Source organism: Amycolatopsis pretoriensis (genome assembly GCF_900107925.1).
GTDB classification, from domain to species: domain Bacteria; phylum Actinomycetota; class Actinomycetes; order Mycobacteriales; family Pseudonocardiaceae; genus Amycolatopsis; species Amycolatopsis pretoriensis.
On the sequence record NZ_FNUJ01000006.1, the window covers coordinates 548,637 to 572,368 of the forward strand.

Below are 23,732 nucleotides of genomic sequence, written 5' to 3' on the forward strand. Positions count from 1 at the left end.
CAGGGTTATGAGATACTGGCAAGCATGAGCCCGAAACCGCGTGCGAACGACGTCAAGGAGCGGCTCGTCGACGCCGCCATCCGGCTGCTCGACGAGGGCGGCCCCGAAGCCCTGCAGGCCCGCAAGCTGGCGGCGGAGGTCGGCGTCTCGACGATGGCCGTGTACACGCACTTCGGGGGCATGGCCGCGCTGGTCGACGAGGTCGCGCGCACCGGGTTTCTGCGGCTCAGCACCTGGCTGGCCGAGGTCGGCGAGACCGGCGACCCGGTCGCCGACATCTTCAGCCTGGCCCGCACCTACCGGCAGGCGGTCGCGGAGCAGCCGCAGCTGTTCGCGGTGACGTTCGGCCAGTCCGCGCCGGGCGGCAAGCGGGCGACGCTGTCCGACCTCACCACCGAGGAGGGCCGAGAAGCCGCTCAGGAGGGCCTGGAGGCGTTCGACCACATCGTCCGGGCGACCGAGCGGGCCATCGAGGCCGGCCGGTTCCGGCCCGCCGACAAGTACCAGGCCGCCGCGCAGCTGTGGAGCGCGCTGCACGGCTTCGTCACGCTCGAGGCGTCGGGCCACTTCGGGGTCGCCGAGCAGGGCATCGACCACATCTTGATACCCCTGGGGATCACCCTCGCGGTGGGTCTCGGGGACACTGTGGAGCAGGCGGAACGCTCGACCGAGGCCGCGAAGGCGGCTTGGCGCGCGAGAAACCGAAACGCCGGGCAGGGTGGGAACGACTAACCCGGCGAACAGGGACGCGAGGGGAACGCGGAGCGGGTGCGCGGCGTCCTAGGTACAGCAGGCGGGGGACGGAGACAGGTGAACGAGGAAAACGGGGAGCGACCTGCGGGCGAGCCCTTGATCCCGGAGACGGTCGGGGCGGCCGCGGTCCGGGACGCACGGCGGTGGCTGTCGCGCCGGTCCGTGCTGATCGCGGGCGCGTCCGGGCTGGCTGTGACCGGCCTGGCCGTCGGGACGGCCACCGGCAAGCTGCCGTTCAGCCAGGCGCTGCAGCGCACGCTGGGCGTGACGTCGTCGAACCCGACGACCCAGCTGGGCAGCACCCGCGTCGAGCGCGTCTACTCCCAGGCCCGCGGCCGGATGGTCGACCTGGTGTTCATCCTGCCGTCGAAAACCCCGCCGAAGGGGCTGCCGATGTCGCTGATGCTGCACGGCCTGCACGGCAACGCCCGCAGCGCGGCCCCGACCGGCACACTCAAGCAGCTGGCCAGCGACGTCGCCCGCAAGGCGGTCCCGGCGTACGGCTTCGTGGCCGTCGACGGCGGTGACAACTACTGGCACGAGGTCCACCCGGGCGACGACCCGATGGCGATGCTGCTGGAAGAGGTCCCGCAGTGGCTGCGGGCCCGCGGCTTCGGCGGCGACACGGGCCAGCCGTTCGCCTGCACAGGCGTGTCGATGGGCGGGTTCGGCGCGCTGGTGTACACGCGCCGCCGGGTGGAGCGGCGCCAGCCGCCGGCCGCGGTCGCGACGCTGGCCCCGGCGCTGATCCTGTCCTGGCAGGAGATGGCCAAGCGGCACATCTTCACCGGGCTCAACGACTGGACGGCCCTGGACCCGCTGCGCCACATCGACGAGACGAAGAGCGTGGCCAACGGCATCTGGTGCGGCACGGAGGACCCGTTCATCACGGGCGTCCGCCGCTACATCGACGCGGCCAAACCGGCGGTGGCCCACACGGCCCACGGCAAGCACGGCGACCCGTTCAACCGGACGGTGGTGCCGAGTCTGATCAGCTTCCTGGGCAAGCACGTGCCCCGCAAGGACTGACCGGGAACCTCAGCGGCTGAAGTGGATCCGGGTCGTCGTGCGGCCCGGGACCCAGTACGTGCGGACCAGGTCCGCCAGCCGGTTCACCAGCAGCAGCCCGCGGCCGCCCAGCGTCGTCGCCGGTGGGGGGATGCGACCGGCCAGGGGCTCGGTGATCGTGCCCGCGTCCGTCACCTCGCCGACCACCTGGCACTCCTCCGCCCACAGGCGCAACACGCCCGTGCCGCCGCCGTAGAGGACGCTGTTCGTCGTCAGCTCCGCGATCGCCAGCGCGAAGTCGTCGCGGCGGGGGCGGCGCAAGCCGTGGCGGGCGGCCCAGATCTCGGCGTCCCCGCGCAGCGAGGCGAGCTGCCCGAGGTCGAACTTCCGCTCGACCGCGGCCGGCGGCGGGATCAGCGGCCGCGTGAAGTCCGCGCGCACGCCGTCGGGGTCGAAGCGGGGGCTCGTGCACGGCCCCGCCGGCCCCCACACCTCAGGGTGGGTGCGCTCGGCGTCGGCCAGGACCTCCAGCGGCAGCGCCGCGGTGTCGTACGGGCACAGCACCGCCAGGTCGCGGCCCGCCAGGGCGTGGTTGAGGAGCGCCTCGTGCAGCACGCACGCCGGGTACTCGGCGCCCGTCCGGTCGCCCCACACCGGCTCCGCCACGATCCGCACCGGACCCGCGTGGCCGCCGGCGAAGGCGAGCAGCACCGACGGCAGGATCGCCCCGGGGTTGCGGCCCACCCGGCACATGTCGGTCAGCCGGACTTCGTGGACGCGGTCTCCCAGGGCTTTTTCGACCAGCAGCAGATTGCGCCCGGGCACGGCGACGGCCACGGGTTCGCCCCGGTCGAGGCCTTCGAGGAGGTACGCAACGACAACGTCCAGGTACTCGGTGTCACCGCGGTAGAAGAGTGCGGGATGCCGGGACGGTCCGAAGGCATCTACCACGGAGCTTTCTTACCCAGCGCCCCGAGCGTTCAAACGGTGGTCACTCGACCCAGCGGCCGACGACCGAGATCAGCCAGAAGCCGACCATCGCCGCGAGCGCGAACAGCAGCACCCAGTTGCCCAGCGCACGCCGATCGGTCACCCCGCGGGCTCGCCAGAGGCCGTAACCCGCGACGAGGAACAGCGGCACCGGGATCAGCGGCAACGGCGACAGCCGGGACACCACGGCCACGACGCACGAGCCCGTGCACACGGCCAGCACGCCCATCAGCACCCGGTTCAGCCACGGGTACCGCTCGACCGCGGACGCGATGACGCGTTCGCTCAGCTCTCGGAACCCGAGAGCCGGCCCAGCGGCCACCGGCGCCGGTTCCGGGGGCGGCGGTGCCTGCACGCCACCGGCGGGGGCGGCGCCCCCACCGGTGACCGGCACAGAGTCTGCAGTCATTCAGCTTTCCTGTCGGGTCTCCGGGCCGGGTGGCCCGGAGACGCCCGGCCTCAGGCCGACTTCTCGCCGCGCTCGCTGCGCGCGCGCCGCGTCGGCTGCCGGGCGACGATCGTCGGGTTCACGTTCTCCCGGACGGTCTGCTCGGTGATCACGACCTTCGCCACGTCGTCGCGGCTCGGGATGTCGTACATCACCGGCTGGAGCACTTCTTCCATGATCGCACGCAGGCCGCGCGCGCCGGTGCCCCGCAGGACCGCCTGGTCGGCGATGGCCTCGAGCGCGGTCTTGGTGAACTCGAGCTCGACGTTGTCCATCTCGAAGAGCTTCTTGTACTGCTTCACCAGGGCGTTGCGCGGCTGGGTCAGGATGTTGACCAGCGAGTCCTTGTCCAGGTGGTTCACCGTCGCCACGACCGGGAGGCGGCCGATGAACTCCGGGATCAGCCCGAACTTGATCAGGTCCTCGGGCATGGTGTCGGAGAAGACGTCGCTCTCCTCGATCTCGGTCTTGGTGCGGATCTCCGCGCCGAAACCGAGGCCGCGCTTGCCAACCCGCTCGTTGATGATCTTCTCCAGCCCGGCGAACGCGCCGGCCACGATGAACAGCACGTTCGTCGTGTCGATCTGGATGAACTCCTGGTGCGGGTGCTTGCGGCCGCCCTGCGGCGGGACCGAGGCGGTGGTGCCCTCGAGGATCTTCAGCAGCGCCTGCTGGACACCCTCACCGGAGACGTCCCGGGTGATCGAGGGGTTCTCGCTCTTGCGGGCGATCTTGTCGACCTCGTCGATGTAGATGATCCCGGTCTCGGCCCGCTTGACGTCGTAGTCCGCCGCCTGGATGAGCTTGAGCAGGATGTTCTCGACGTCCTCGCCGACGTACCCGGCCTCGGTCAGCGCCGTGGCGTCCGCGATGGCGAACGGCACGTTCAGCAGCTTCGCCAGCGTCTGCGCGAGGTAGGTCTTGCCGCACCCGGTGGGGCCGAGCATCAGGATGTTCGACTTGGCGAGCTCGACCGACTCTTCCTTCGAGTCCTTCGGCCCGGCCTTGTCGTCCGCCTGGATCCGCTTGTAGTGGTTGTAGACCGCTACCGCGAGGGTCCGCTTGGCGTCATTCTGACCGATGATGTACTGCTCGAGGAACTCGTGGATGTCGGCGGGCTTGGGCAGCTCGTCGAGCTTGACGTCGCCGGCCTCGGCCAGCTCCTCCTCGATGATCTCGTTGCAGAGGTCGATGCACTCATCGCAGATGTAGACCCCGGGGCCGGCAATGAGCTTCTTCACCTGCTTCTGGCTCTTCCCGCAGAAAGAACACTTCAGCAGGTCTCCGCCGTCACCGATCCGTGCCATGGCCGTTGACCTCGTCCCCTCCGGCGCGGGTTTCCGCGCCTGACGTGTGTTGCGACGGTGCGGCTCCCGGTCGCGGACGACCGCGCGGAGCCTCACGCATTGCCACTGACGGTACCCGTCCGATGCCGTGGGCGGGAACACCCACAAGCGCCGGGAGCACGTCAGAGGACGACCCTAAACCAGAGTGCCGGTGTATGTCGTCTTCTCGACACACACCGGCCTGGCGGATCTACAGAGCCGACGCCTTGCGGTACGGGAGCACCTCGTCGATGATCCCGTACGCCTTGGCGTCCTCGGCGGTGAGGATCTTGTCGCGCTCGATGTCGGCCCGGATCTGGTCCGGGTCCTTGTTCGTGTGGTGCGCCAGGATGACCTCCATCTGACGCCGCACGCGCTGGATCTCGTTCGCCTGGATCTCCAGGTCGGAAACCTGGCCGTACGAGCCCTCGGTGGCGGGCTGGTGGATCAGCACGCGCGCGTTGGGCAGGGCGAACCGCTTGCCGGGCGTGCCGGCCGCGAGCAGCACCGCGGCGGCCGAGGCGGCCTGGCCGAGGCAGTACGTCTGGATGTCCGGGCGGACGAACTGCATGGTGTCGTAGATCGCCATCAGCGAGGTGAACGAGCCACCCGGCGAGTTGATGTAGATCAGGATGTCGCGGTCCGGGTCCTCGTGCTCGAGGTGGATCAGCTGGGCCATCACGTCGTTGGCCGACGCGTCGTCCACCTGCACGCCGAGGAAGATGATCCGCTCTTCGTACAGCTTGTTGTACGGGTTCGACTCCTTGACGCCGTAGCTGGTGCGCTCCACGTACGACGGCAGGATGTACCGCGACTGGGGCGTGCTCGGGGCCTGGAAGTCACCCGGGAGCCTGAAGTTGCTCATGATCGAGTCTCCTGTGTGCTTCGCGCTCAGTTCGAGCCCGGACGGGCGATGTCGGCGGTGAGGACGTGGTCGACGAACCCGTAGTCCTTCGCCTCCTGCGCCGTGAACCAGCGGTCGCGGTCGCCGTCCTTGATGATCTGCTCGACCGTCTGGCCGGTCTGGTCGGCCGTGATCTTGGCCAGCTCCTGCTTCCACTTGTTGAACAGGTCGGCCTGGATCGCGATGTCCGACGCCGTGCCGCCCACACCGGCCGAGGGCTGGTGCATCAGGATGCGCGCGTGCGGCAGCGCGTAGCGCTTGCCCGGCTTGCCCGAGGAGAGCAGGAACTGCCCCATCGAGGCCGCCATGCCCATCGCGTAGGTCGCGACGTCCGGGCGGATGAGCTGCATGGTGTCGTAGATCGCGAACCCGGCGGTGACCGAACCGCCCGGCGAGTTGATGTAGAAGCGGATGTCCGATTCGGCGTCGTCGGCGTCGAGCAGCAACAGCTGCGCGGTGATCCGGTTGGCGACCTCGTCGTTGACCTCGGAACCGAGGACGACGATGCGCTCCTGGAGCAACCGCTCGAACACCGAGTCGGTGAGGGTGAGCCCTGCGCTGCCGGTCCGCGCCTCGGGCGTGTGCTGCGTCACGTCTGCCTGCCTTTTCGCCGGCGGCGGCTCGGTGCTGACGGCCGCCGCTGTCGTTTCAGATGCTTGAGATCTTGTATCCGACCCTAACGAACTCGGGCGGTGCAGAATGCCTGACACCGCCCAAGTTCGCTCACAGCTTCACTCCGCCGGAGTCTTCGCCGCCTCGTCGGTGACCTGCGTCTCCTGGGTTGCCTCGTCCGCGGCCGGCTCGTCGGAGCCGAACAGCTCGGAGAGGTCGACCTCGGCGCCGGAGCCGTCGGTCACGGTGGCCTTGCGGACCACCGAAGCGAGGGCCTTGCCGCGCCGGACGTCGGCGTAGATCGCGGTCAGCTGGCCGGACTGCTGGGCGCGCTGGACGTACTCGTCCGGGCTGATCCCGAAGCGCTGGGCCTGGTAGATGATCCGCTCGGTGAGCTCGCCGTCGTTGACCGAGACCTCTTCCTTGTCGGCGATGGTGTCCAGCAGCAGCTGCGTGCGGACGGCCTTCTCCGATTCGGTGCGGGTCTCCGCGTCGAACTCCTCGAGCGTGCGGCCTTCGGCCTCGAGGGCCTGCGCGAACTGGGCCTCGTCGTGGTCGAACGGGTGGATCGCGTCGTGCTTGCGGTTCTCGATCTCGGCGTCGAGGACCTTCTCCGGGATCGGCACCTCGGTGCGCTCCAGGAGCTCGTCGAGCACCTTGTCGCGGGCCTGGACGCCCTGCTGCATCTTCTTGACGCGGCCGAGGCGCTCGCGCAGGTCACCCTTGAGCTCGTCGATCGTGTCGAACTCGCTGGCCATCTGGGCGAACTCGTCGTCGGCCTCGGGCAGCTCGCGCTGCTTGACCGACTGGACGGTCACGGTCACCTCGGCGTCCTTGCCGGCGTGGTCCCCAGCGACGAGCTGGGTGGTGAACGTCTTGGTCTCGCCGGCGTTCGCGCCGACGATGGCCTCGTCGATGCCGTCGACGAGCTGGCCGGAGCCGATCTCGTAGGACAGCCCGGTGGTGCTCGCCTCCTCGACGGCCTCGCCGTCGACGGTCGCGGCCAGGTCGATCGAGACGAAGTCGCCGGTCTCGGCCGGGCGCTCGACGCCGGTCAGCGTGCCGAAGCGGGCGCGCAGCTCGTCGAGCTGCTCGTCGACCTCGGCGTCGGTCAGCTCGACGTCGTCGACGGTGACCGCGAAGCCGTCCAGGTCGGGCAGCTCGATCTCCGGGCGCACGTCGACCTCGGCGGTGAACTCGAGGACGTCGCGGTCTTCGAGCTTGGTCACGTCGAACTCGGGGTTGCCGAGCGTGCGGACCTCGTTCTCGCGAACGGCCTCGATGTACTTGGCCGGGATGGCCTCGTTGACGACCTCGTCGAGCACCGGGCCGCGCCCGATCCGGCTTTCCAGGACGCGAGCGGGCGCCTTGCCGGGCCGGAAGCCCGGGATGCGCACCTGCTGGGCGATCTTGCGGTAGGCGCGGTCGAAGTTCGGCTTCAACTCGTCGAACGGCACCTCGACATTGATCTTGACTCGCGTCGGGCTCAGCTGCTCGACGGTGCTCTTCAAGGTCTTCTCCTCGAGCGGTAACGATTGTGTAGGACAATCCTGCGGAAATGGCCCCTGGTCACCTGCAGACCGGGACGTCCGAGTCTAGGCCAGTGGCCCGCGCCGCCGGGGCGGGGGCCACCTGCGGCGTCACGGCCGATGCACGGACCGGCGTCACCGGGCGTCGCGGGGCCGTGCTCCCCCGCGGACCGGGGCCGCCGCGATCGCCGGCGTCAGCGGCCGAGCATCCGGCCGATCACCCAGCGCATCTGGCCCGCCGCGTACTCGGTCGACCCGCTCGGCTGCACCAGGTGCGAGAGCAGCAGCCGCATCCACGCCTCGACCGCCACCGCCCACTCCGACGTGGTCAGCGGCACCTCCGGGTAGCTGCGCGCGAACACCGCCGCGACCGCTTCGACGGCCCGGCCCAGCACCGCCTCGGGCTGCGACGTCAGCAGCGGGAGGAAGTCGTCCCGGCCACCCTGTGAACCGCCGAGCGCGACCTCGACCAGCGGGTTGGTGTGCGCGGCTTCGAGCGTGTGGCGGAACGCGGCCGTGACGCCGGCGACCGGGTCGTCCGGGTGCGCGGCGACGTCGTCGGTCACGCGCGCGGCGAAGCGGTCGGTCTCGCGCAGCAGCAGCGCCTTCGCCAGCTCCGCCTTCGAGCCCAGTTCGTTGTAGACGGTCTGCCTGCTCACGCCGACCCGCGCGGCCAGCTTGCCCATGGTGACGGCGGCCCAGCCGTCGGCCTCGATGACGTCGGCCGCCGCGGCCAGCAGCTTCTCCCGGGTCCGCGCCGGCGCCGGGTGGGTGACCGCCTTCACACGGCGAGCTTACCCGCCGGTTGCCTCCCGCTGGCCGACACCTTTTTTCGGGGCCTGCTGTAACGTTTACAAACCCCGATGAGTTGTCTACGGTGACTCCCGCCTGGCCAGGAGCTTCTCGACCGAGGAGACCGCTCGATGCCCGTCGCCCTCACCCAGCAGCACGGCCCTGCCGTCGTGGCGGCGACCGGTGCGACCGGTGGGAAGACCGCCCGGGGCGTGCCCGCGCCGCGGATCAGCCTGCCCGCCGTGTCGCTGCCCGCGCTCCTGCTCTTCACCGGCGGCCTGGCCCTGGGCGTCACCTCCACCTGGCTGCTGCTGGCGGGACTCGTGCCGCCGGTGGTCACCGTGGTGCTGAACACCCTCGTCACCTTCGCGATGTACACGGTCGTGCACGAGTCGGCCCACCACTCGGCGGGGAAGCTGACGTGGGTCAACGAGGTACTCGGGCGGCTGGCCGTCCCGTTCGTCGCCGCGTACGCGTCGTTCCCCTCCCTGCGGTTCGCCCACGGCGAGCACCACCGGCACACGAACGCGTCGGTGCCCGCCGACCCGGACGCGTGGACCTCGCGCGGCCCGCGCTGGCAGCTGCCGCTGCGCTGGCTGACCCTCGACTTCGCGTACGCGCGCTGCTACTTCTCCCGGCTGCGGTCCCGGCCCACGCACGAGCTGACCGAGACGCTGGTGGTGCTCACCGCGGCCCTGTCGGCGGCGGTGGCGCTGGTCGCGGCCGGCCACGGCGTCGAGCTGCTGCTGGTCTACCTGCTGCCGCAGCGGCTCGGGCTGGCCCTGCTCGCGTGGTCGTTCGGGTGGCTGCCGCACCACGGCCTGCCCGCCGCGGGCCCGGCCGGCCGGTTCGGCACCACCCGCGTGCGCGTCGGCCTCGACTGGCTGCTCACGCCGGTGCTGCTGGCCCAGAACCTGCACCTGGTGCACCACCTGCACCCCGCCGTCCCGTTCCACCGGTACCGCCGGGTCTGGCTGGAGAACCGCGAGGTCTACCTGAACCGCGACGTCCCGATCCGCACCGCCGGGGGCCGGGACCTGACGGCGGAGGAGTACCGGGTGGCGGCCGGCCTCGACTGCCCGACGGAGGTGTCCGTGCCCGCACCGGCCGCGCCGCCGCTCGGGCCGAGCCGGTTCCACCGGCTGCGGGTGCGCGAGATCCGGCAGCTGACCGCGGACGCCGTCGCGATCACCTTCTACGTCCCGCCGCAGCTGACGGAGGAGTTCCGGTTCGCGCCGGGCCAGCACGTCGCGGTCCGCGCGGTGCTCGACGGGCAGCCGGTGCGCCGGACGTACTCGATCTGCGCGCCGGCGGACGCGGGCGAGCTGCGGATCGCGGTCAAACGGCGTCCCGGCGGCGCGTTCTCCGGGTTCGCGACCACGACGCTGGCCGTGGGCGACTTCCTGGACGTCCTAGCGCCGTCCGGGGGGTTCACGCTCACACCGGACCCGTCGCGGACGGCCCACTACGTCGCCATGGCCGCGGGCAGCGGCATCACGCCGGTGCTGTCCATCGTGGTCAGCGCGTTGTCCGCGGAGCCGCACAGCCGCGCGACGCTGTTGTACGTCAACACTTCGGGCGCGACGACGCTGTTCGCGAAGGAGCTGAGCGCGCTCGCGGAGGGGTTCGGCGGGCGGCTGCACGTCGTCCACTACCGGACCGACGAGCGCGACCCGGACCTGCACGCGCACCGGCCCCGGCAGTTCGACACGCTCGGCGAGGCGCTGGCGATTTCCCACGAGCGCTACCAGCGCGGCCGCCTCGACGGGACGCGGCTGCGGGCGCTGCTGCAGAACCGCCTGCACCCGGCGAAGGTCGACGAGTGGTTCCTGTGCGGGCCAAGGGGTTTGACGGACCTGGTCCGCCGCACGCTGGCCGACGCGGACGTCCCGGAGGAGAACGTCCACTTCGAACTGTTCCGCGGCGCGGCCCCGTTGCGCGACCCGGCGGGCACGCCGGCCCAGGTGGCGGTGACGCTGGGCGGAACGACGACGTGCGTGCGCGCGGAGGCCGGCGAAACGGTGCTGGACGCGGCCATGCGGGCGGGGTTCGAGGTGCCGTACTCGTGCACGGGAGGCGCGTGCGGAACGTGCCGCGCAACGCTGCGGCACGGCCAGGTGGACATGGACGTCCGCTACGCGCTGACGGAGGACGACGTGGCGGCGAACCGGATTTTGACGTGCCGAGCCCGGGCGACGACCCCGGAGGTAGCGGTCGACTACGACCGCCGCTGACCCGCCCCGCTGCGTTTCGCTCCGCTCACTCCGCCCCACCCCAAGCGCCCCAATGTGGCCTTCGGTGCGTCTGACGCACCGAAGGCCACATTGGGTGCGTCAGACGCAACCAAGGCCACATTGGGGCGCTCGGGTGGGCTTGCGAACGGCGGATCTCGGTCGAAAACGCACCGATTTCACCGTTCGCGGCGTCTCGACGTGAAGTTTTGTCGGACGTGGTGGTCATCCTCGGGGCATGTACCGAGCAACCTGGACCAAACACCCGCTTGTCACCGGCCACCCGGGCAACCCGGACGTCGTACGCGTTTCCGAGCTCGAAGAGATCGGCATGCCGCGCAGCAGCGTCTACCGCCGATGTCTGCCGGGCGGCCCATGGCGCCGGCTGCTGCCCGGCGTGATCCTGCTGCACCCGTCGAACCCGAATGATGAACAACGGCTGAGAGCCGCGCTTCTACGCGGCGGCCCACGGTCCATGATCACGGGTCTCTGGGCGTTGCGATCCCACGGTTTGCAGCGGATTCCGGAGCCGGACGACGTCCACCTGCTGGTGCCTCACGACCGCGAGGTCACCAGCGCGGGCTTCACACTGGTCGAGCGCACCACGCGGCTGCCGACGGCCGTGGTGAAGGATGGCGTGCCGATCGCACCCGTCCACCGCGCCGTGCTCGATGCGGCGCGGCGGCTCCGAGATTTTGACGCTGTCCAAGCGATGCTCGCCGAAGCAGTGCAGCGAAGGAGGTCCACTGCCGACCGGCTCGATCGCGAGCTGAGCCTCGGCAGTCAACGTGGCTCCGCCATCCCGCGGCGAGCCCTCCAGGCGATCTTGAACGGCGCCGAGTCCGTGGCCGAGGCTGACGCCTGGGAGGTCTGGAAGCACGCGGGCCTGCCCGCGGCCGAGTGGAACGTCGGTGTTTTCGATCGCGATGGCGGCTTCATCTCGAAGCCTGACGCGTGGTGTGAGGACGTGGCGTTCGCCTGGGAGATCGACTCACGCAAGTATCACGAGGGCGGCGATCACTACGCGGCGACGCTGGCCCGCAATGCGCGATACTCGGCGGCCGGGATCGTCTACCTGCAAACGCTCCCGAGCCGTCTCCGGACCGAGCCAGGGGCGGTGATCAACGAGCTACGCGACACCTACGCCGCGGCCTGTGCCCGCCCGAGGCCACCCGTCACAAGCCGTCACTGAAACCCGAGCGCCCCAATGTGGCCTTCGGTGCGTCTGACGCACCGAAGGCCACATTGGGTGCGTCAGACGCAACCAAGGCCACATTGGGGCGCTTGCCCGCGGGTCAGCCGGTCTGGGTGGGGGCGCCCGAGGGTGGGGTTCCCTGGCCGCCGCCCGGGGGCTGGCCCTGGCCTCCGGTGGCGCCGTCGCTCACCGATGTCGCGGTCGCCGAGGTTCCCGACTCCGTGGCCACCACCGTCACCGTGTCGCCCGTTGCCAAGCCCGTCGCCTGGTCCGACGTGATCGTGTACGTCTTCGAGAACCCGTCCTCGCTCTTCGCCGTCAGCGACGTCGCGCTCAGCGCCGTCACCTCGCCGGTCTGGGTGATCTTCGTGACGTAGCCGCCGTTTCCGTCCGATGACACGTATTCCCCGTGCAACGCCGATGCCAAGCCGCCCGTCATGCCGCCCGGGCCGCCCTGCATCCCGCCCAGGCCGGTGGCGGACCCCGTCGACGCGGACGACGACGAAGCCGCCCAGATCGCCGCTCCGCCGCCGGCCACGATGGCCACCGCGACGGCGCCCGCCGCGATCTTCTTGCCCGGCGACCAAGCCGGGCGCTGCGGGGCTCCCGGGGCCGGCGCCGCGCCCCACGTCTGGTCCGGAGTGGACGGTGCCTGCGGTGTGGTCATGTGTTGCTCCTTAACGAGGTGTGCGATCCACGGTGGGGCCGCCGGCTGTGTGCGGACTGTGCCTGCCGTCAGCCGTTCCTGTGACCGGAGGAACCGGACTTCCGCGACAGGCCGGTCACCGCACAGCCGCCTCACAGGCAGCACACAACCCGCACACACGGCGCGGACGGACGCTTTACCCATGGCCGCGCGAACCGTTGCACCGCACCCCCGCCGGGGGCGCCTTTCGCTGCGCGCGAAGCTGACCGGCTCGATGGTCGTGCTGCTCACCGTGGTGTGCCTGATCGTCGGGGTGGTCAGCGAGTTCGCGCTCGACGTGTTCCTCACCCGCCAGATCGACCAGCAGCTCTCCGCCGCGTCGACGCGCTCCCTGGTCTTCGCCAGCAACCCCGGCCGCCAGGACGGCGCGCCGCCGGACGACCAGCGGGGCGAGCACCCCCTCGGGCAGAACGTCGGCACGGTGAGCGCCACCTTCGACGGGACCACGAAAGTCCACGACGACAGCATTTCCGAGCACGGCACCGGCATGAGCCTCACGCCGGCGCAGCAGGCCGTCATGCTCTCGGTGCCCGCCGACGGCAAGCCGCACACGGTGTCCTTCGACGACCTCGGCGAGTACCGGCTGATGGCGCTGCCAGTCCCCGGCACGTCCGAGGTCGTGGTGACCGGCCTGCCGGTGAAGCCGGTCACCGACACGCTGCTCACCGTCGGCCTCATCCTCTTCGGCGTCGCCGCGGCCGGCGTGCTCGGCGCCGCCTTCCTCGGCGCGTTCGCGGTCCGCCGGACGCTGCGGCCGCTCGACCGCGTCGCCGCCACCGCCGGGCGCGTCACCGAGCTGCCGCTCGACCGCGGCCAGGTCGCGCTGTCCATCCGCGTGCCGGAGTCCGACACCGACCCGCGCACCGAGGTCGGCCAGGTCGGCTCGGCGCTGAACCTGATGCTCGGCCACGTCGCCCAGGCGCTCGAAGCCCGCCACGACAGCGAGCTGCGCGTCCGCCAGTTCGTCGCGGACGCCAGCCACGAGCTGCGGACGCCGCTCGCCGCGATCCGCGGGTACGCCGAGCTGGCCGCCCGCGGCAGCGCGCTGGTGCCGCCCGACGTGGCGCACTCGATGGGCCGGATCCAGTCCGAGGCCGTCCGGATGAGCGCGCTCGTCGAAGACCTCCTGCTGCTCGCGCGGCTCGACGCGGGCCGCCCGCTCGACGTCCGCGACGTCGACCTCACCCGGCTGGTCGCCGACGCCGTCGGCGACGCCCAGGTCGCCGGGCGCGACCACCGGTGGCTGCTGGAACTGCCCGCCGGCCCGGTGCTCGCGCTCGGCGACGTCCAGCGGCTGCACCAGGTCCTGGCGAACCTGCTGGCCAACGCGCGCACGCACACCCCGCCCGGCACGACGGTCGCGACGTCGCTCGCCCGCTCGGCCGACGGCAGCGCGGTGATCACCGTGACCGACAACGGTCCCGGCATCGCGCCGGACCTGCTGCCGGACGTCTTCGAGCGCTTCGCCCGCGGCGACACGTCGCGCTCCCGGAACGCGGGCAGCACGGGACTCGGGCTGGCGATCGCGTGCGCCGTCGTGGTCGCCCACCACGGCACGATCGAGGTGCACAGCCGCCCCGGCCGGACGGAGTTCGCGGTGCGCCTGCCCGTGGCCGTGCCCGCACAGCGAGTGCACAGCATCGGCACAACGCTGCCCCAGCTGGAAACCGGAAGCTGATCACATGACCGCTCTCGCGTCACGCGAACCCGTTGTGACTCCTCCAGTACCCGCGCGCCGGAACTGGCACCGGCCGGCGCTCGCCGCGCTGCTGCTCGGCACCGCCGTGCTCTACCTGTGGGGCCTCGGCGCCTCCGGCTGGGCCAACGCCTTCTACTCCGCCGCCGCGCAAGCCGGTTCGCAGAGCTGGAAGGCGCTGTTCTTCGGGTCGAGCGACGCCGCGAACGCGATCACCGTGGACAAGACCCCGGCCGCGCTGTGGGTGATGGGCCTGTCGGCCCGGCTCTTCGGCGTCAACGCGTGGAGCATCCTGGTGCCGCAGGCGCTGATGGGCGTCGGCTCGGTGTGGTTGCTGCACGCGACGGTCAAGCGGACCTCCGGCCCGGCCGCCGGGCTCGTCGCGGGCCTGGTGCTCGCGCTGACCCCCGCGGCGGCGCTGATGTTCCGGTTCAACAACCCGGACGCGCTGCTCGTGCTGCTCCTCGTCGCCGGCGCGTACTGCGTGGTCCGCGCGCTCGAGAAGGCGAGCCCGAAGTGGCTCGCGCTGGCCGGCGTCGCGGTCGGGTTCGGCTTCCTGGCGAAGATGCTGCAGGCGTTCCTCGTGCTGCCCGCGTTCGCGGTGGCGTACCTCGTCGCGGCGCCGGTGTCGCTCGGCAAGCGGCTGCTGCACCTGCTCGGCGCGTTCGCGGCGACCGTGGCGGCGGCGGGCTGGTACCTCGTCGTCGTCGCGCTGTGGCCGGCCGCGGACCGGCCGTACATCGGCGGCTCGCAGACGAACTCGTTGTGGGAACTGGTTTTCGGCTACAACGGCTTCGGCCGCATCACCGGCGACGAGGTCGGCAGCGTCGGCGGCGGGGGCGGCCGCGGCTGGGGCTCGACCGGCCTGACCCGCCTGTTCGGCAGCGAGATGGCGGGCGGCATCGCGTGGCTGATCCCCGCGGCCCTGCTCGCCCTGGGCGCCGGCCTGTGGTTCACCCGCCGGGCCCCGCGCACCGACCGGTCACGGGCGGCCCTGCTGCTGTGGGGCGGCTGGCTGCTGGTGACGGCGCTGGTGTTCAGCTACATGGGCGGGATCATCCACCCGTACTACACGGTCGCGCTGGCCCCGGCGATCGCGGCGCTGGTCGGCACCGCGGCGGTCCAGCTGTGGCTGCTGCGCTCCCGCCCGGTGGCGTCCGGCCTGCTCAGCGGCGGCGTGGCGCTGACGGCGGTGACGACGTACCTGCTGCTGTCCGGGTCGTCGTGGCAGCCGTGGCTGGCCCCGGCGGTCCTCGTCGGCGGGCTGCTCGCGGCGGTGGCGCTGTTCTTCGCGGCCCACCTGACGCGCTGGGCGGCCACGCTGGTGGCCGGTTTCGCGCTGGTCGTGCTGCTGTCCGGCAGCGGCGCGTACACGCTGGCGACCGCGGCGACGACGCACGACGGGGCGATCCCGTCGGCGGGCCCTTCGTCCGGCTTCGGCGGCTTCCGCGGTGGTCCCGGTGGCGGCCCGGGCGGCGGCTTCGGCGGCGGTCGCGGCGGCGGCCCTGGCTCCCTGCTGAGCACGACGCTGCCGGGCACTCAGCTGACGGCGTTGCTCCGGCAGGACGCGTCGAAGTACACGTGGACGGCGGCAACGGTCCTCTCCAACGCGGCGGCCGGCTACCAGCTGGCCAGTGGCGCCCCGGTCATGGCGGTCGGCGGTTTCAACGGCACCGACCCGTACCCGACGCTGGAACAGTTCCGGCAGTACGTCGCGAACGGACAGATCCACTACTTCCTCGGCGACGGCCTGACGATGCAGGGCTCCACCGGTTCGGACGCGGCGCAGCAGATCGCCGAGTGGGTCGCGTCGACGTACCAGTCGTCCACCGTGGACGGCGTGACGGTGTACGACCTCACCGCCGCCGGCTGACCGGGAACCGACGAAAGCAGGGTCAGTACCGCGTGACCTGGTCAACTCCGTGCCGCCTCCTGCACTATGGAAGGACCGGGAGGACGGAGGCTTCTGCAGATGACCGAGCCCAACGTAGGGCGGGCCCGCTCCGCAGACCTGTTTCCGTTCGCCGCGGCCCTCGGCGACGGCGAATTCCTCATCGATCGCTGGACCCGCCAGCGGAACGATCTGGGAGTGCTGTTCTTCGCGTGGCTGGGCTCCCGCCCGGCCGGCGCGGTGTACCTGTGGCTGGAAGAGGCCGAAGAGCCGCCGATCCGCCGGCACCTGCCGGGCGTCGCGCTGCTGACCCACCTGCAAGTCCATCCCGAGCTGCGCAACCGGGGCGTCGGCGCGGCCATGGTCGGGGCGGTGGAGGAACACCTCATCGCGCACGGCCAGGAGCGGGTCGCGCTGGCGGTCCGCACGGACAACCCGGCCGCGGCCCGGCTGTACAGCCGGCTCGGTTACCGGGACTGGGGCCACGGCACGGTCACGTGCTACGCGCAGCCGACCCTGCCGAACGGCACTGTCCTCCGGGTCCCGGAACGCTGCTATGTGCTGGTGAAGGACCTCGCGGTGGTCACGCCGGAACCGCGCGGGGAGCCCAGGATCGGCGCCTCAAGCAGGTACTGACCGGCGGGAGCCGGCGATCGATTCCAGGGTGGCCAGCGCGCCGTCGATCCCCGGCCCGCCGCGGTGGTCGCGCCGGAGGTCGCGGATGTGCTTGCGCCAGCGGACGCAGTCGTCCTGCCACGCCCGCAGGTAGCGGACGCACAGCTCCGGCGTGATCAGGTGGCTGCGCCCGATCGAGGCTTTGAGCGCGGCGACCATCCGGGCCCGCTGCGCGGGTTCGATGCCGGACGCGAGCACGCGCTCGATCGTCGTGCTGATGATCCGGCGCCGCTCGGGCAGGAACGCCGCCCAGTAACGCTCGTCGGCGTGCGCCAGCCCCAACCCGTTGTCCAGCAGGCCGAACACCCCCTCGGCCAGCGTGTCTCCCAGCTCTTCGCCGCGAGCCCGCCGGGGGTCGTTGTAGGGGTCGTAGTCGTACTGCCACGCCGTCCCGGTGACCGCCGACGGCCGCAGCCGCAGACCGTCCAGGAGGAAGAACCAGTCCTCGTTGTAGATGTTCGGGAAGAACGACGAGAACGCCGGCTCGCCGACGGCGAGCGCGCCCCCGCCGATGAACACGTCCTGCGGGACGCCGACCTCGCGCAACGCGTGGCAGACGACCGAGTTGTCCGGCATCCCCGCGTTCGCCAGCCCGACGACCGGAAACTTGGTGAGCAGCCCGCCCGCGGCTTCGAGGTCGGACGGATCCGGCAGCAGGATGTCGTCGTCGAGGAAGAGGATCCGTTTCCAGCCCGCGAGGTTCGCCAAGACCAAGCCGAGGTTCCGCTTGAGGCTGGTGTCGACGGGCCGGTGGAACCGGCTGCGCCGGAGGATCTCGTCGGTGGCGAAGTCCGGAACGGCGCCGTCGGGCAGGAGGTCGATGTCGATCGCCGTCACCCGGACACCCGCGCGCTTGGCCGCCAGCGCCGCGCTCCCGGCGTTCGCTCGCATGCTGCACAGGAGGACGAGGTGGGCGTCGAGCAGCTTGGCCGCGCCGATGGCCTCTTTGAGGTAGGCCGCCGGACGGCCGTTGGGGACGATGATCGCGTCCAGGGTCTCGCGCGGGGCGTCGGCCGAAACGAAGTGGTCCAGCAGATCCTGGTGCGACCGGTGCTGGCGGGCGTTCACCCGGCCGCCTCGGGCCACTCGTGGAGCCGGTTCTCTTCCAGCGTCCAGTCGGGGGTCAGTCCCTGTCCCCCGACGACCGGTACCCGGCTGATGATGCTGAACGGCTTCCCGTAACCGAACCGCTCCCGGACGTAGGCGGTGTTCCGGTCGAGGAACCGGCCGTCGGTCAGCGCCCGGACCGCGCCCAGGGTTCCGCGACTGTACATACCATTGCACACGGTCACAGTGCGCTTCCGGTTGAACGGAGATACGCCCCGGTAGAAGTGCGCGACGTCCTCCAGCAGGTGCCCCTCCTCGTCGAGCTCCGGCTCGATGAGCTTCGACTCGCCGTTTTCGGTGACGCGGAAGCCGCCGTGCGCGCCGACGGCGTCGCGGGCGACCTGCTTCACCGGGAGGTTGGCCCGTTCGATCACCTCGCGCGTCGCGGTGTTGAAGTCGACGCCGCCGAGCAGGACCAGGTGGCTCGTGTAGTCGTCCGCGGTGAGCTCTTCACTGGTGTGGAAGGTGACCTTGCTTTCGGGGTTGCGCGCGCGGAGGTGGCCGAACAGCTCGATCAGCGCGTCCGGGTCGGCGTAGGTGTACAGCGAGACGAAGTCGGGGCTCTCGGGGTCCGCGTAGCTGAGGTGCCGGCGGTACTCCTGCGGGAGCGGGGCGCAGACGATCGTGATCCACTGCTCCGGGTCCTCGAAGGTCCAGAGGTCGGCCGCCTCCGACTTCGCCGGGGCCGGCTCGTTGCCTTCGCGCAGCCACAGCAGTTCGTCCAGCAGTCCCTTGCGGCGGTCGCGTTCCTCGTCCGTCAGGTTGTCGAGGGGAAGGAGGCCGAAGCCGCCCTCCAGGGAGCGTCGTGTCGCGAACAGCGTCGCGTAGGCCTCGAGCCGCTTGATCGGGGGGCGGATCGGGTTGTCGGCGTTCTCCCAGGACGAGATCAGCGAGATGCTGAGCCCGCCGAGCGCCTGGGCCAGCTGGGCCTGCGTGAGCCCGACGTCGGGCCACTGCTCCTCGCGCAGCCCCTTCAGGCGGCGGGCGAGCGCCCGCGGCGCGACTGGCGACACAGTCTCCGCCACCCTTCAGTAAATTTCAGTAGTGCCGAGAGTGGTGTGATAGTACTCCCTGTAGCTAAAGTCAAGGTCGGCGACCCGCGGAAGCAGGGGCTGAAACGTTGCTACCGGGGAAACTTCGTCGCAGCAAACGGGTAACACCGATTCAACTCGGTTGCTCCAGGGTACTCCAGCTCCTACAGTGAACTTGACTGAACTTCAGTTCATACCTGAAGGCAGGAGCGGGCGATGAGTACACCAGCTGACATACCCCGGCACCGGGCCATCGTGGCGGTCGACATCGAGGGATCGACCACCCACACGAACTCGGTGCGAGCCCTGCTCCGGAACGTCCTCTACCAGCTGCTCGAAGAGGCCTTCACGATCGCCGGGATCGGCCGCAAGCACCGGGACGCCTTCGTCGACCGCGGCGACGGTGCGCTGTGCCTCGTGCGGCCCTTCGACCAGGTGCCCAAGACGCTGCTGCTCGCCACCTTCGTCCCGGTGCTCACCGATCTGCTCGAGAAGCACGCCCGCGAACTCCCGGACCTCGCCTTCCGGTTGCGCGTCGCCATCCACGCGGGCGAGGTGCACCGGGACACGCGCGGGCCGTACGGCGAGGACGTCGACATCACCTGCCGGCTTGTCGACGCCCCCGAGCTGAAGCGGCGGCTGAAGGAGATCAGCGCGCCGCTCGCGCTCGCCATCTCGCAGGAGCTCCACCGCGCGGTCGTGCGGCACGGCTACCCCGGGATCGACGACAGGGCGTTCACCCAGGCCATCCACATCAAGCTCGGCGAAGAACGGCTCCGGGGGTGGCTCCACACCCCTGAAGCCGGCGCGCCGGAGGAGGGGCTGACCGCGTAGCGACCGGAAGCGAGGTGGGGATGTGGAACCGACGGGATTCTGGGCCGGCCTGGGCCCGGCCGATCGCCGCGTGCTGGCGGAGTCGGCCACGCGGCGCGCCTACCCGCGCGGCGGCACCCTCTGCCGGGAAGGCGACCGGTCCAGCGTCGTGCTGGTGCTGCTGACCGGGAACGTCCGGATCGTGCACGGGACGCCGGACGGGCGCGAGGTCGTCGTCGGGGTGCGCGGCACGGGGGACGTCATCGGCGAGCTGGCCGCGATCGACGCGCAGCCGCGCTCGGCGACCGTCGAAGCGCTCGACGACGTCGAAGTCCTGGAAGTCCCCGGTGACCGGTTCGCCGCGCTGTGCCGGACGCGGTCGCGGATCTCGTGGGCACTGCTGCAGGTGCTCTCGACGCGGCTGCGGTCGGTCGGCCGGCAGTGGCTCGAACTCGGGGGCGGCGCCGCGGCCCGGCGGGTGGCCGCGCAGCTGATGCAGCTGGCCGTCCAGCACGGCGTGCCGCGCGGCGGGGACATCGAGATCGCGGTCCCGGCCACGCAGGCGGAACTGGCGATGACGGCGGCGATCTCCCGCGAGTCCTGGGCGCGCGCGACGCGCGACCTGCGGCGTCAAGGCGTCATCAGCACCGGCAGAAGACAGGTGACGATCCACCGCTTGGCCGAACTTCGGCGACTGGCGAGCTGAATCCCGCCTTCTGTGTCAGCTGACACAGAGCTCACGGCGCGCCGGAGGTTTCCTTGGATCCAGGGCAGAGGAGGGCACTTCCATGGACCCCTACACCAATCCACCGGGCCGCAGCCGCTGGCGCCGGGGCGTCTACGCGGCCGGGCTCGTCATCCCGTTCACCGCGACCCAGCTGTGGGCACTGCTGGTGCTGCTGCGGCTCGCGCCGCTCGACGGGCTCGTCGGCCAGGCCTTCGTGCTGATCCTGCTGGGTTCCGTCGTCGCGCTCTGGGCGGCGTGGCGCTGGACCTGGCAGCTCGGCCGGGACCGCGACCGCGCGCCCGAGCCCGCACCGAAGACCCGGATTCCGACATGACGTCCGGGACGGTGATCGTCGCGGCCATCGTGCTCGGCGTCGCCGTCGTACGTCTCTCGCGCCACCTCGGCGGCCTCCTGCGCCGCCGGGTCACCGGAAGGAGCACGGAAATGACCAGCAGGCAAGCGTCGTTCGCCGCCCGGCTCTACCACTGGCGGTGGGAAATCCTGGCCGTGACGCTGCTGCCCTACGCCCTGGTGACGTTCGCGCTGTGGGCCGGCCCGCTGTGGGCGACGGCGGTCTTCGCCGGCGCGCTCGGTTTCGCCCTGCTGCGCCGCCGCCGGGTGCGGGCCCGGATCACCGCGATCCGGCTGCAGCACCGCCTGCGGGCCGCGTTCCCCTTGCTGCGCCTACCGGGCGGCCGGCGCCCGGCGATCCTGTGGTCCCGCCCCCGCGGCGGCGACATCGTGGTGTCGCTGTTCGGCCGCGAGGCGTTCGAGCACCTGCACCGCCACCGCGGGGTCCTCGCGGCGGCGTGCGCGGTCCCGCAGGTGTACGTCGACCGCCACCCGAAGTACGCGAGCCTGGTGACGCTGACGATCAGCCCGACCGAGGCCCCGCGTGAGCGGACGGTGCTGCCGAGCAACGTGGTCCCGTTGCGGGCCCACAGTTAGCGGCCCAGCACCTCGGTGAGCACTGTGGACAGTTCACCGCCGTGCCACGAATTCGTCGAGAACCGCTCCTGGGCGATCCCGTCCCAGGCGGCGGTTCCCTTCGTGATCCGGGTGTCCTCGGTGAGGGTCCCGATCTCCTGCACCGCAACGCCTTCCGCGCGCAGGGTCTTCTCGACCACCTGGACGTCCCCGGCCCGGACCACCACGACCAGCCCCCAGTCGCCCCAGGTCTCGGCGAGGTCGAACGGGCGCAGACCGCTCTGGGCCGCCACGTCGGCCACCGGTTCGTCGAGCACGAACTCGCCGGTGACTTCGGCGCCGAGGCGATTCGCCTCGCACAGGGTGCGCACCGTGGCGAACAGGCCGTCCGAGACGTCCATCGCCGCCCGCGCGTAGCCCGCCAGCAGCCGCCCGGCCTTCAGCTGGGCCACCGGACGGCAGGCGCGGTCCCAGATTTCGGCGCGGGCCTCGGCCGGGAGCGTCGCCCGCCCGGTCTCCAGCAGCGCCGCGGCCCAGAGGTACCCGGCGGAACCGACCAGCAGCAGGCGGTCCCCCGCCTTCGCCCCGGACCGCCGGAGCCTGCTGCCCGGAGCGCTCCGCCCGATCGCCGTCGCGGTCAGCTGCACGGCGCCGTCCCGGATGTCCCCGCCGGCGACCTTGGTGCCGTGCGCCGCGCAGCAGTCGTCGACGCCGTCGAGCAGCCGTTCGAACTCGCGCACGGTGGTCGTCTTGGGCAGCGTGTAGCTGACGAGGAGTCCCAGCGGTTCGGCACCGGCCGCCGCGAGGTCGGACAGGTTGATCGTCGCCAGCAGCCACCCCGCGTGGTAGAGGTCGGGCTCGCGCAGGAGGTTGACCACCGGCACCGGGCAGCTGTCGGTGGTCGCGACGAGTTCGCTGGGCGTGGTCACCACGCCCAGCAGGGCGCTGTCGTCGCCGAAGCCGTCGACCCCGCCGTACCGCGGTCGCAGGACGCGTTCCTGGATCAGCTGCTCGCCCAGGTCGCCGAGGGTTTCAGGGGTGCCGGACATGATCCGCCAATCGGGACGCGACGACCGCGTGGTCGCTCGAGTAGTTGTGCGGCATGGCGCCGTAGGGCCGCTCGCTCCCGGTCGAAGCGAACAGCATCAAGTTGCAGATCCGGGCGCCGGGATACATCAGCACGGGATGCCGTAGGTGGTTGACGATCTCCAGGGTCAGCACGGCCCCGGTGTCCCGGCCGAACCCGGGGCTGACCTGACCGCACAGCACGACGCCGATCCCGAGCCGCGCGTAATCGCTGGTGCCGTCGACGAGCCCGGCCAGGTGCTCCGAGAGGCCGATCTTCTCCAGTGTCGGGGCGAGCACGACCTCGCCGGGCTCGACGGTCAGCCGCCCGCTCGCGTCGAGGGTCTTCGGGACGAGCTCGGGGTGGGTCGAGCGGTCCGCGACGTCGACCGGCCCGCGCGTCACGAGGGAGAACGCCTCGTGCCCGAGCCGCAGGCTGAGCGCGGCCGGCCGCACGAGCGCCGCGTCGAACGGGTCGACCCGCAGCTGCCCGGTCTCGTACGCCCGCCGGATGGCCCGGTCGGTGAGGACGCCGGGCTGGTCGGGCCGCACGGCCCTCATGGTGCGACCCCGGCGTCCAGCTTCGCCAGTACGGCGGTCACGAGCTCCTGGAAGTCGGCTGGAGTGAGGTCGAAGTTCGGCTGGTCGTCGCTTTCCCCGGGTTCGCAGTAGACGACCGTGGTGGACGTCCGGCGGGGCCCCTGGACCACGACGGTCGCGGTGAGGCCGGCGTCGACCGGCCGTACCGTGTGGACGATCGAGGTGTCGCAGGTGTAGACGTCGCCGCTTTGGACGTGCGGCGAAGCGCGGCGGCGGAGCCGGACCTCGCCGTCGGCGACCAGCGCGGCCGGGTTCGCGGGGTCGGCGCCGTAGCGGTACCGCCGGAACGGCTTGCCACCGTCGGTCGTCTCGGCGAACTCGACCATGTGCATCCCGGTGCCGGTCAGCACGTGGGAGGCGAACTCCCAGCGGTGGCTGTGCGGGTTGGACTCGCCGCGCGAGACCGTGTCGCTGCTCGGCCAGACGTGCAGCCGGACGCGGAACTCCGGCTCGACGCCCGCGTGCAGGACGATCTTCGCGAAACCGTTGGGGTGCCAGTACGAACGTTTCGCGACGTCGGCGGCCGCGACGGGGTCGCCGGCGAGGTCGCGCAGCCAGGCCGCGAAGGCGCGGCGGTGGGCGCGGACGTACTCGGCCGCCGCTTCGAGCCGGTCGATGCCTAGGCGGGAACCGTTGCCGCGCAACGCTTCCGCCAGCTGCCGCGGGAAGGGGTGGTCGCCGTTGACCACCACCGGGGTCGTGCTCAT

General features: G+C 71.4%; 24 protein-coding genes. 11 read left to right on the forward strand and 13 right to left on the reverse strand.

What is annotated here, in order from left to right; all coding sequences use genetic code 11:
- The first annotated feature begins 24 nt into the window (after positions 1-24).
- Positions 25-732, forward strand: a complete 708-nt coding sequence (locus BLV96_RS28745; protein WP_086678446.1) for a TetR/AcrR family transcriptional regulator — start codon at positions 25-27, stop codon at positions 730-732.
- A gap of 78 nt (positions 733-810) precedes the next feature.
- Positions 811-1,782 (forward strand): alpha/beta hydrolase, encoded by a 972-nt coding sequence (locus tag BLV96_RS28750; RefSeq protein WP_167379761.1) that lies wholly within the window; start codon positions 811-813, stop codon positions 1,780-1,782.
- Positions 1,783-1,791: 9 nt separating this feature from the next.
- Here the strand turns inward: BLV96_RS28750 and BLV96_RS28755 are convergent, their stop codons facing one another.
- The 7 genes from BLV96_RS28755 to BLV96_RS28785 all read right to left on the reverse strand — a co-directional run bounded on the left by BLV96_RS28755 (position 1,792) and on the right by BLV96_RS28785 (position 8,354).
- Positions 1,792-2,712 carry an anti-sigma factor RsbA family regulatory protein gene (locus BLV96_RS28755; RefSeq protein ID WP_086678448.1) on the reverse strand — a complete coding sequence of 307 codons (921 nt, stop codon included), beginning with the start codon at positions 2,710-2,712 and terminating at the stop codon, positions 1,792-1,794.
- 40 nt (positions 2,713-2,752) lie between these two features.
- Positions 2,753-3,160 (reverse strand): hypothetical protein, encoded by a 408-nt coding sequence (locus BLV96_RS28760; RefSeq protein ID WP_086678449.1) that lies wholly within the window; start codon positions 3,158-3,160, stop codon positions 2,753-2,755.
- Positions 3,161-3,210: 50 nt separating this feature from the next.
- Positions 3,211-4,506: an ATP-dependent Clp protease ATP-binding subunit ClpX gene (gene clpX / locus BLV96_RS28765; RefSeq protein WP_086678450.1), complete on the reverse strand. Its 1,296-nt coding sequence runs from the start codon at positions 4,504-4,506 to the stop codon at positions 3,211-3,213.
- A gap of 229 nt (positions 4,507-4,735) precedes the next feature.
- Positions 4,736-5,389 carry an ATP-dependent Clp protease proteolytic subunit gene (locus BLV96_RS28770; RefSeq protein ID WP_086678451.1) on the reverse strand — a complete coding sequence of 218 codons (654 nt, stop codon included), beginning with the start codon at positions 5,387-5,389 and terminating at the stop codon, positions 4,736-4,738.
- 26 nt (positions 5,390-5,415) lie between these two features.
- Positions 5,416-6,021, reverse strand: a complete 606-nt coding sequence (locus BLV96_RS28775; protein WP_086678452.1) for a ClpP family protease — start codon at positions 6,019-6,021, stop codon at positions 5,416-5,418.
- Positions 6,022-6,159: 138 nt separating this feature from the next.
- Positions 6,160-7,551: a trigger factor gene (tig, locus tag BLV96_RS28780; protein ID WP_086678453.1), complete on the reverse strand. Its 1,392-nt coding sequence runs from the start codon at positions 7,549-7,551 to the stop codon at positions 6,160-6,162.
- Between the two features lie 212 nt (positions 7,552-7,763).
- Complete coding sequence (locus tag BLV96_RS28785; protein ID WP_086678454.1) at positions 7,764-8,354, reverse strand: TetR/AcrR family transcriptional regulator; 591 nt, start codon at positions 8,352-8,354, stop codon at positions 7,764-7,766.
- Positions 8,355-8,492: 138 nt separating this feature from the next.
- Between BLV96_RS28785 and BLV96_RS28790 the strand changes: the two genes are divergently transcribed.
- Positions 8,493-10,595, forward strand: coding sequence for a fatty acid desaturase (locus BLV96_RS28790; RefSeq protein WP_086678455.1), 2,103 nt, complete (start codon positions 8,493-8,495; stop codon positions 10,593-10,595).
- A gap of 235 nt (positions 10,596-10,830) precedes the next feature.
- The gene (locus BLV96_RS28795) at positions 10,831-11,784 is read left to right on the forward strand and encodes a hypothetical protein (protein ID WP_244180536.1); all 954 of its coding nucleotides are present in this window, start codon (positions 10,831-10,833) and stop codon (positions 11,782-11,784) included.
- 103 nt (positions 11,785-11,887) lie between these two features.
- On the opposite strand, the gene BLV96_RS28800 is transcribed toward BLV96_RS28795, so the two are convergent.
- A complete protein-coding gene (locus tag BLV96_RS28800) occupies positions 11,888-12,454 on the reverse strand; it encodes a hypothetical protein (protein ID WP_091389626.1) in 567 nt (188 codons plus the stop codon).
- Between the two features lie 181 nt (positions 12,455-12,635).
- Between BLV96_RS28800 and BLV96_RS28805 the strand changes: the two genes are divergently transcribed.
- From BLV96_RS28805 to BLV96_RS28815, 3 genes are all read left to right on the forward strand, one after another.
- Positions 12,636-14,171 carry a sensor histidine kinase gene (locus BLV96_RS28805; RefSeq protein ID WP_086674662.1) on the forward strand — a complete coding sequence of 512 codons (1,536 nt, stop codon included), beginning with the start codon at positions 12,636-12,638 and terminating at the stop codon, positions 14,169-14,171.
- Positions 14,172-14,175: 4 nt separating this feature from the next.
- Positions 14,176-16,062, forward strand: a complete 1,887-nt coding sequence (locus BLV96_RS28810) for a glycosyltransferase family 39 protein (protein WP_086674661.1) — start codon at positions 14,176-14,178, stop codon at positions 16,060-16,062.
- Positions 16,063-16,161: 99 nt separating this feature from the next.
- The gene (locus BLV96_RS28815) at positions 16,162-16,716 is read left to right on the forward strand and encodes a GNAT family N-acetyltransferase (protein ID WP_167379762.1); all 555 of its coding nucleotides are present in this window, start codon (positions 16,162-16,164) and stop codon (positions 16,714-16,716) included.
- Here the strand turns inward: BLV96_RS28815 and BLV96_RS28820 are convergent.
- Positions 16,702-17,823 carry a hypothetical protein gene (locus BLV96_RS28820; protein ID WP_208608342.1) on the reverse strand — a complete coding sequence of 374 codons (1,122 nt, stop codon included), beginning with the start codon at positions 17,821-17,823 and terminating at the stop codon, positions 16,702-16,704. The genes BLV96_RS28815 and BLV96_RS28820 overlap by 15 nt on opposite strands.
- Positions 17,820-18,875, reverse strand: coding sequence for a helix-turn-helix domain-containing protein (locus BLV96_RS28825; RefSeq protein WP_086674660.1), 1,056 nt, complete (start codon positions 18,873-18,875; stop codon positions 17,820-17,822). The genes BLV96_RS28820 and BLV96_RS28825 overlap by 4 nt, the downstream gene beginning before the upstream one ends.
- A 234-nt stretch (positions 18,876-19,109) precedes the next feature.
- Between BLV96_RS28825 and BLV96_RS28830 the strand changes: the two genes are divergently transcribed.
- From BLV96_RS28830 to BLV96_RS28845, 4 genes are all read left to right on the forward strand, one after another.
- Positions 19,110-19,727: a nucleotidyl cyclase domain-containing protein gene (locus tag BLV96_RS28830; RefSeq protein ID WP_086674659.1), complete on the forward strand. Its 618-nt coding sequence runs from the start codon at positions 19,110-19,112 to the stop codon at positions 19,725-19,727.
- Positions 19,728-19,749: 22 nt separating this feature from the next.
- Positions 19,750-20,412 carry a Crp/Fnr family transcriptional regulator gene (locus BLV96_RS28835; protein WP_086674658.1) on the forward strand — a complete coding sequence of 221 codons (663 nt, stop codon included), beginning with the start codon at positions 19,750-19,752 and terminating at the stop codon, positions 20,410-20,412.
- An 82-nt stretch (positions 20,413-20,494) separates the two neighbouring features.
- On the forward strand, positions 20,495-20,767 hold the full coding sequence (locus tag BLV96_RS28840) for a hypothetical protein (RefSeq protein WP_086674657.1): 273 nt from the start codon (positions 20,495-20,497) through the stop codon (positions 20,765-20,767).
- A complete protein-coding gene (locus tag BLV96_RS28845; protein ID WP_208608343.1) occupies positions 20,764-21,381 on the forward strand; it encodes a hypothetical protein in 618 nt (205 codons plus the stop codon). The genes BLV96_RS28840 and BLV96_RS28845 overlap by 4 nt, the downstream gene beginning before the upstream one ends.
- Here BLV96_RS28845 and BLV96_RS28850 read toward each other — a convergent pair.
- The 3 genes from BLV96_RS28850 to BLV96_RS28860 are packed head-to-tail and all read right to left on the reverse strand — an operon-like array spanning position 21,378 to position 23,732.
- On the reverse strand, positions 21,378-22,409 hold the full coding sequence (locus BLV96_RS28850) for a thiamine-phosphate kinase (protein ID WP_086674656.1): 1,032 nt from the start codon (positions 22,407-22,409) through the stop codon (positions 21,378-21,380). The genes BLV96_RS28845 and BLV96_RS28850 overlap by 4 nt on opposite strands.
- On the reverse strand, positions 22,393-22,986 hold the full coding sequence (gene dcd, locus BLV96_RS28855) for a dCTP deaminase (protein WP_086674655.1): 594 nt from the start codon (positions 22,984-22,986) through the stop codon (positions 22,393-22,395). Before dcd ends, BLV96_RS28850 begins: the two co-directional genes overlap by 17 nt.
- Complete coding sequence (locus BLV96_RS28860) at positions 22,983-23,732, reverse strand: hypothetical protein (RefSeq protein WP_086674654.1); 750 nt, start codon at positions 23,730-23,732, stop codon at positions 22,983-22,985. The genes dcd and BLV96_RS28860 overlap by 4 nt, the downstream gene beginning before the upstream one ends.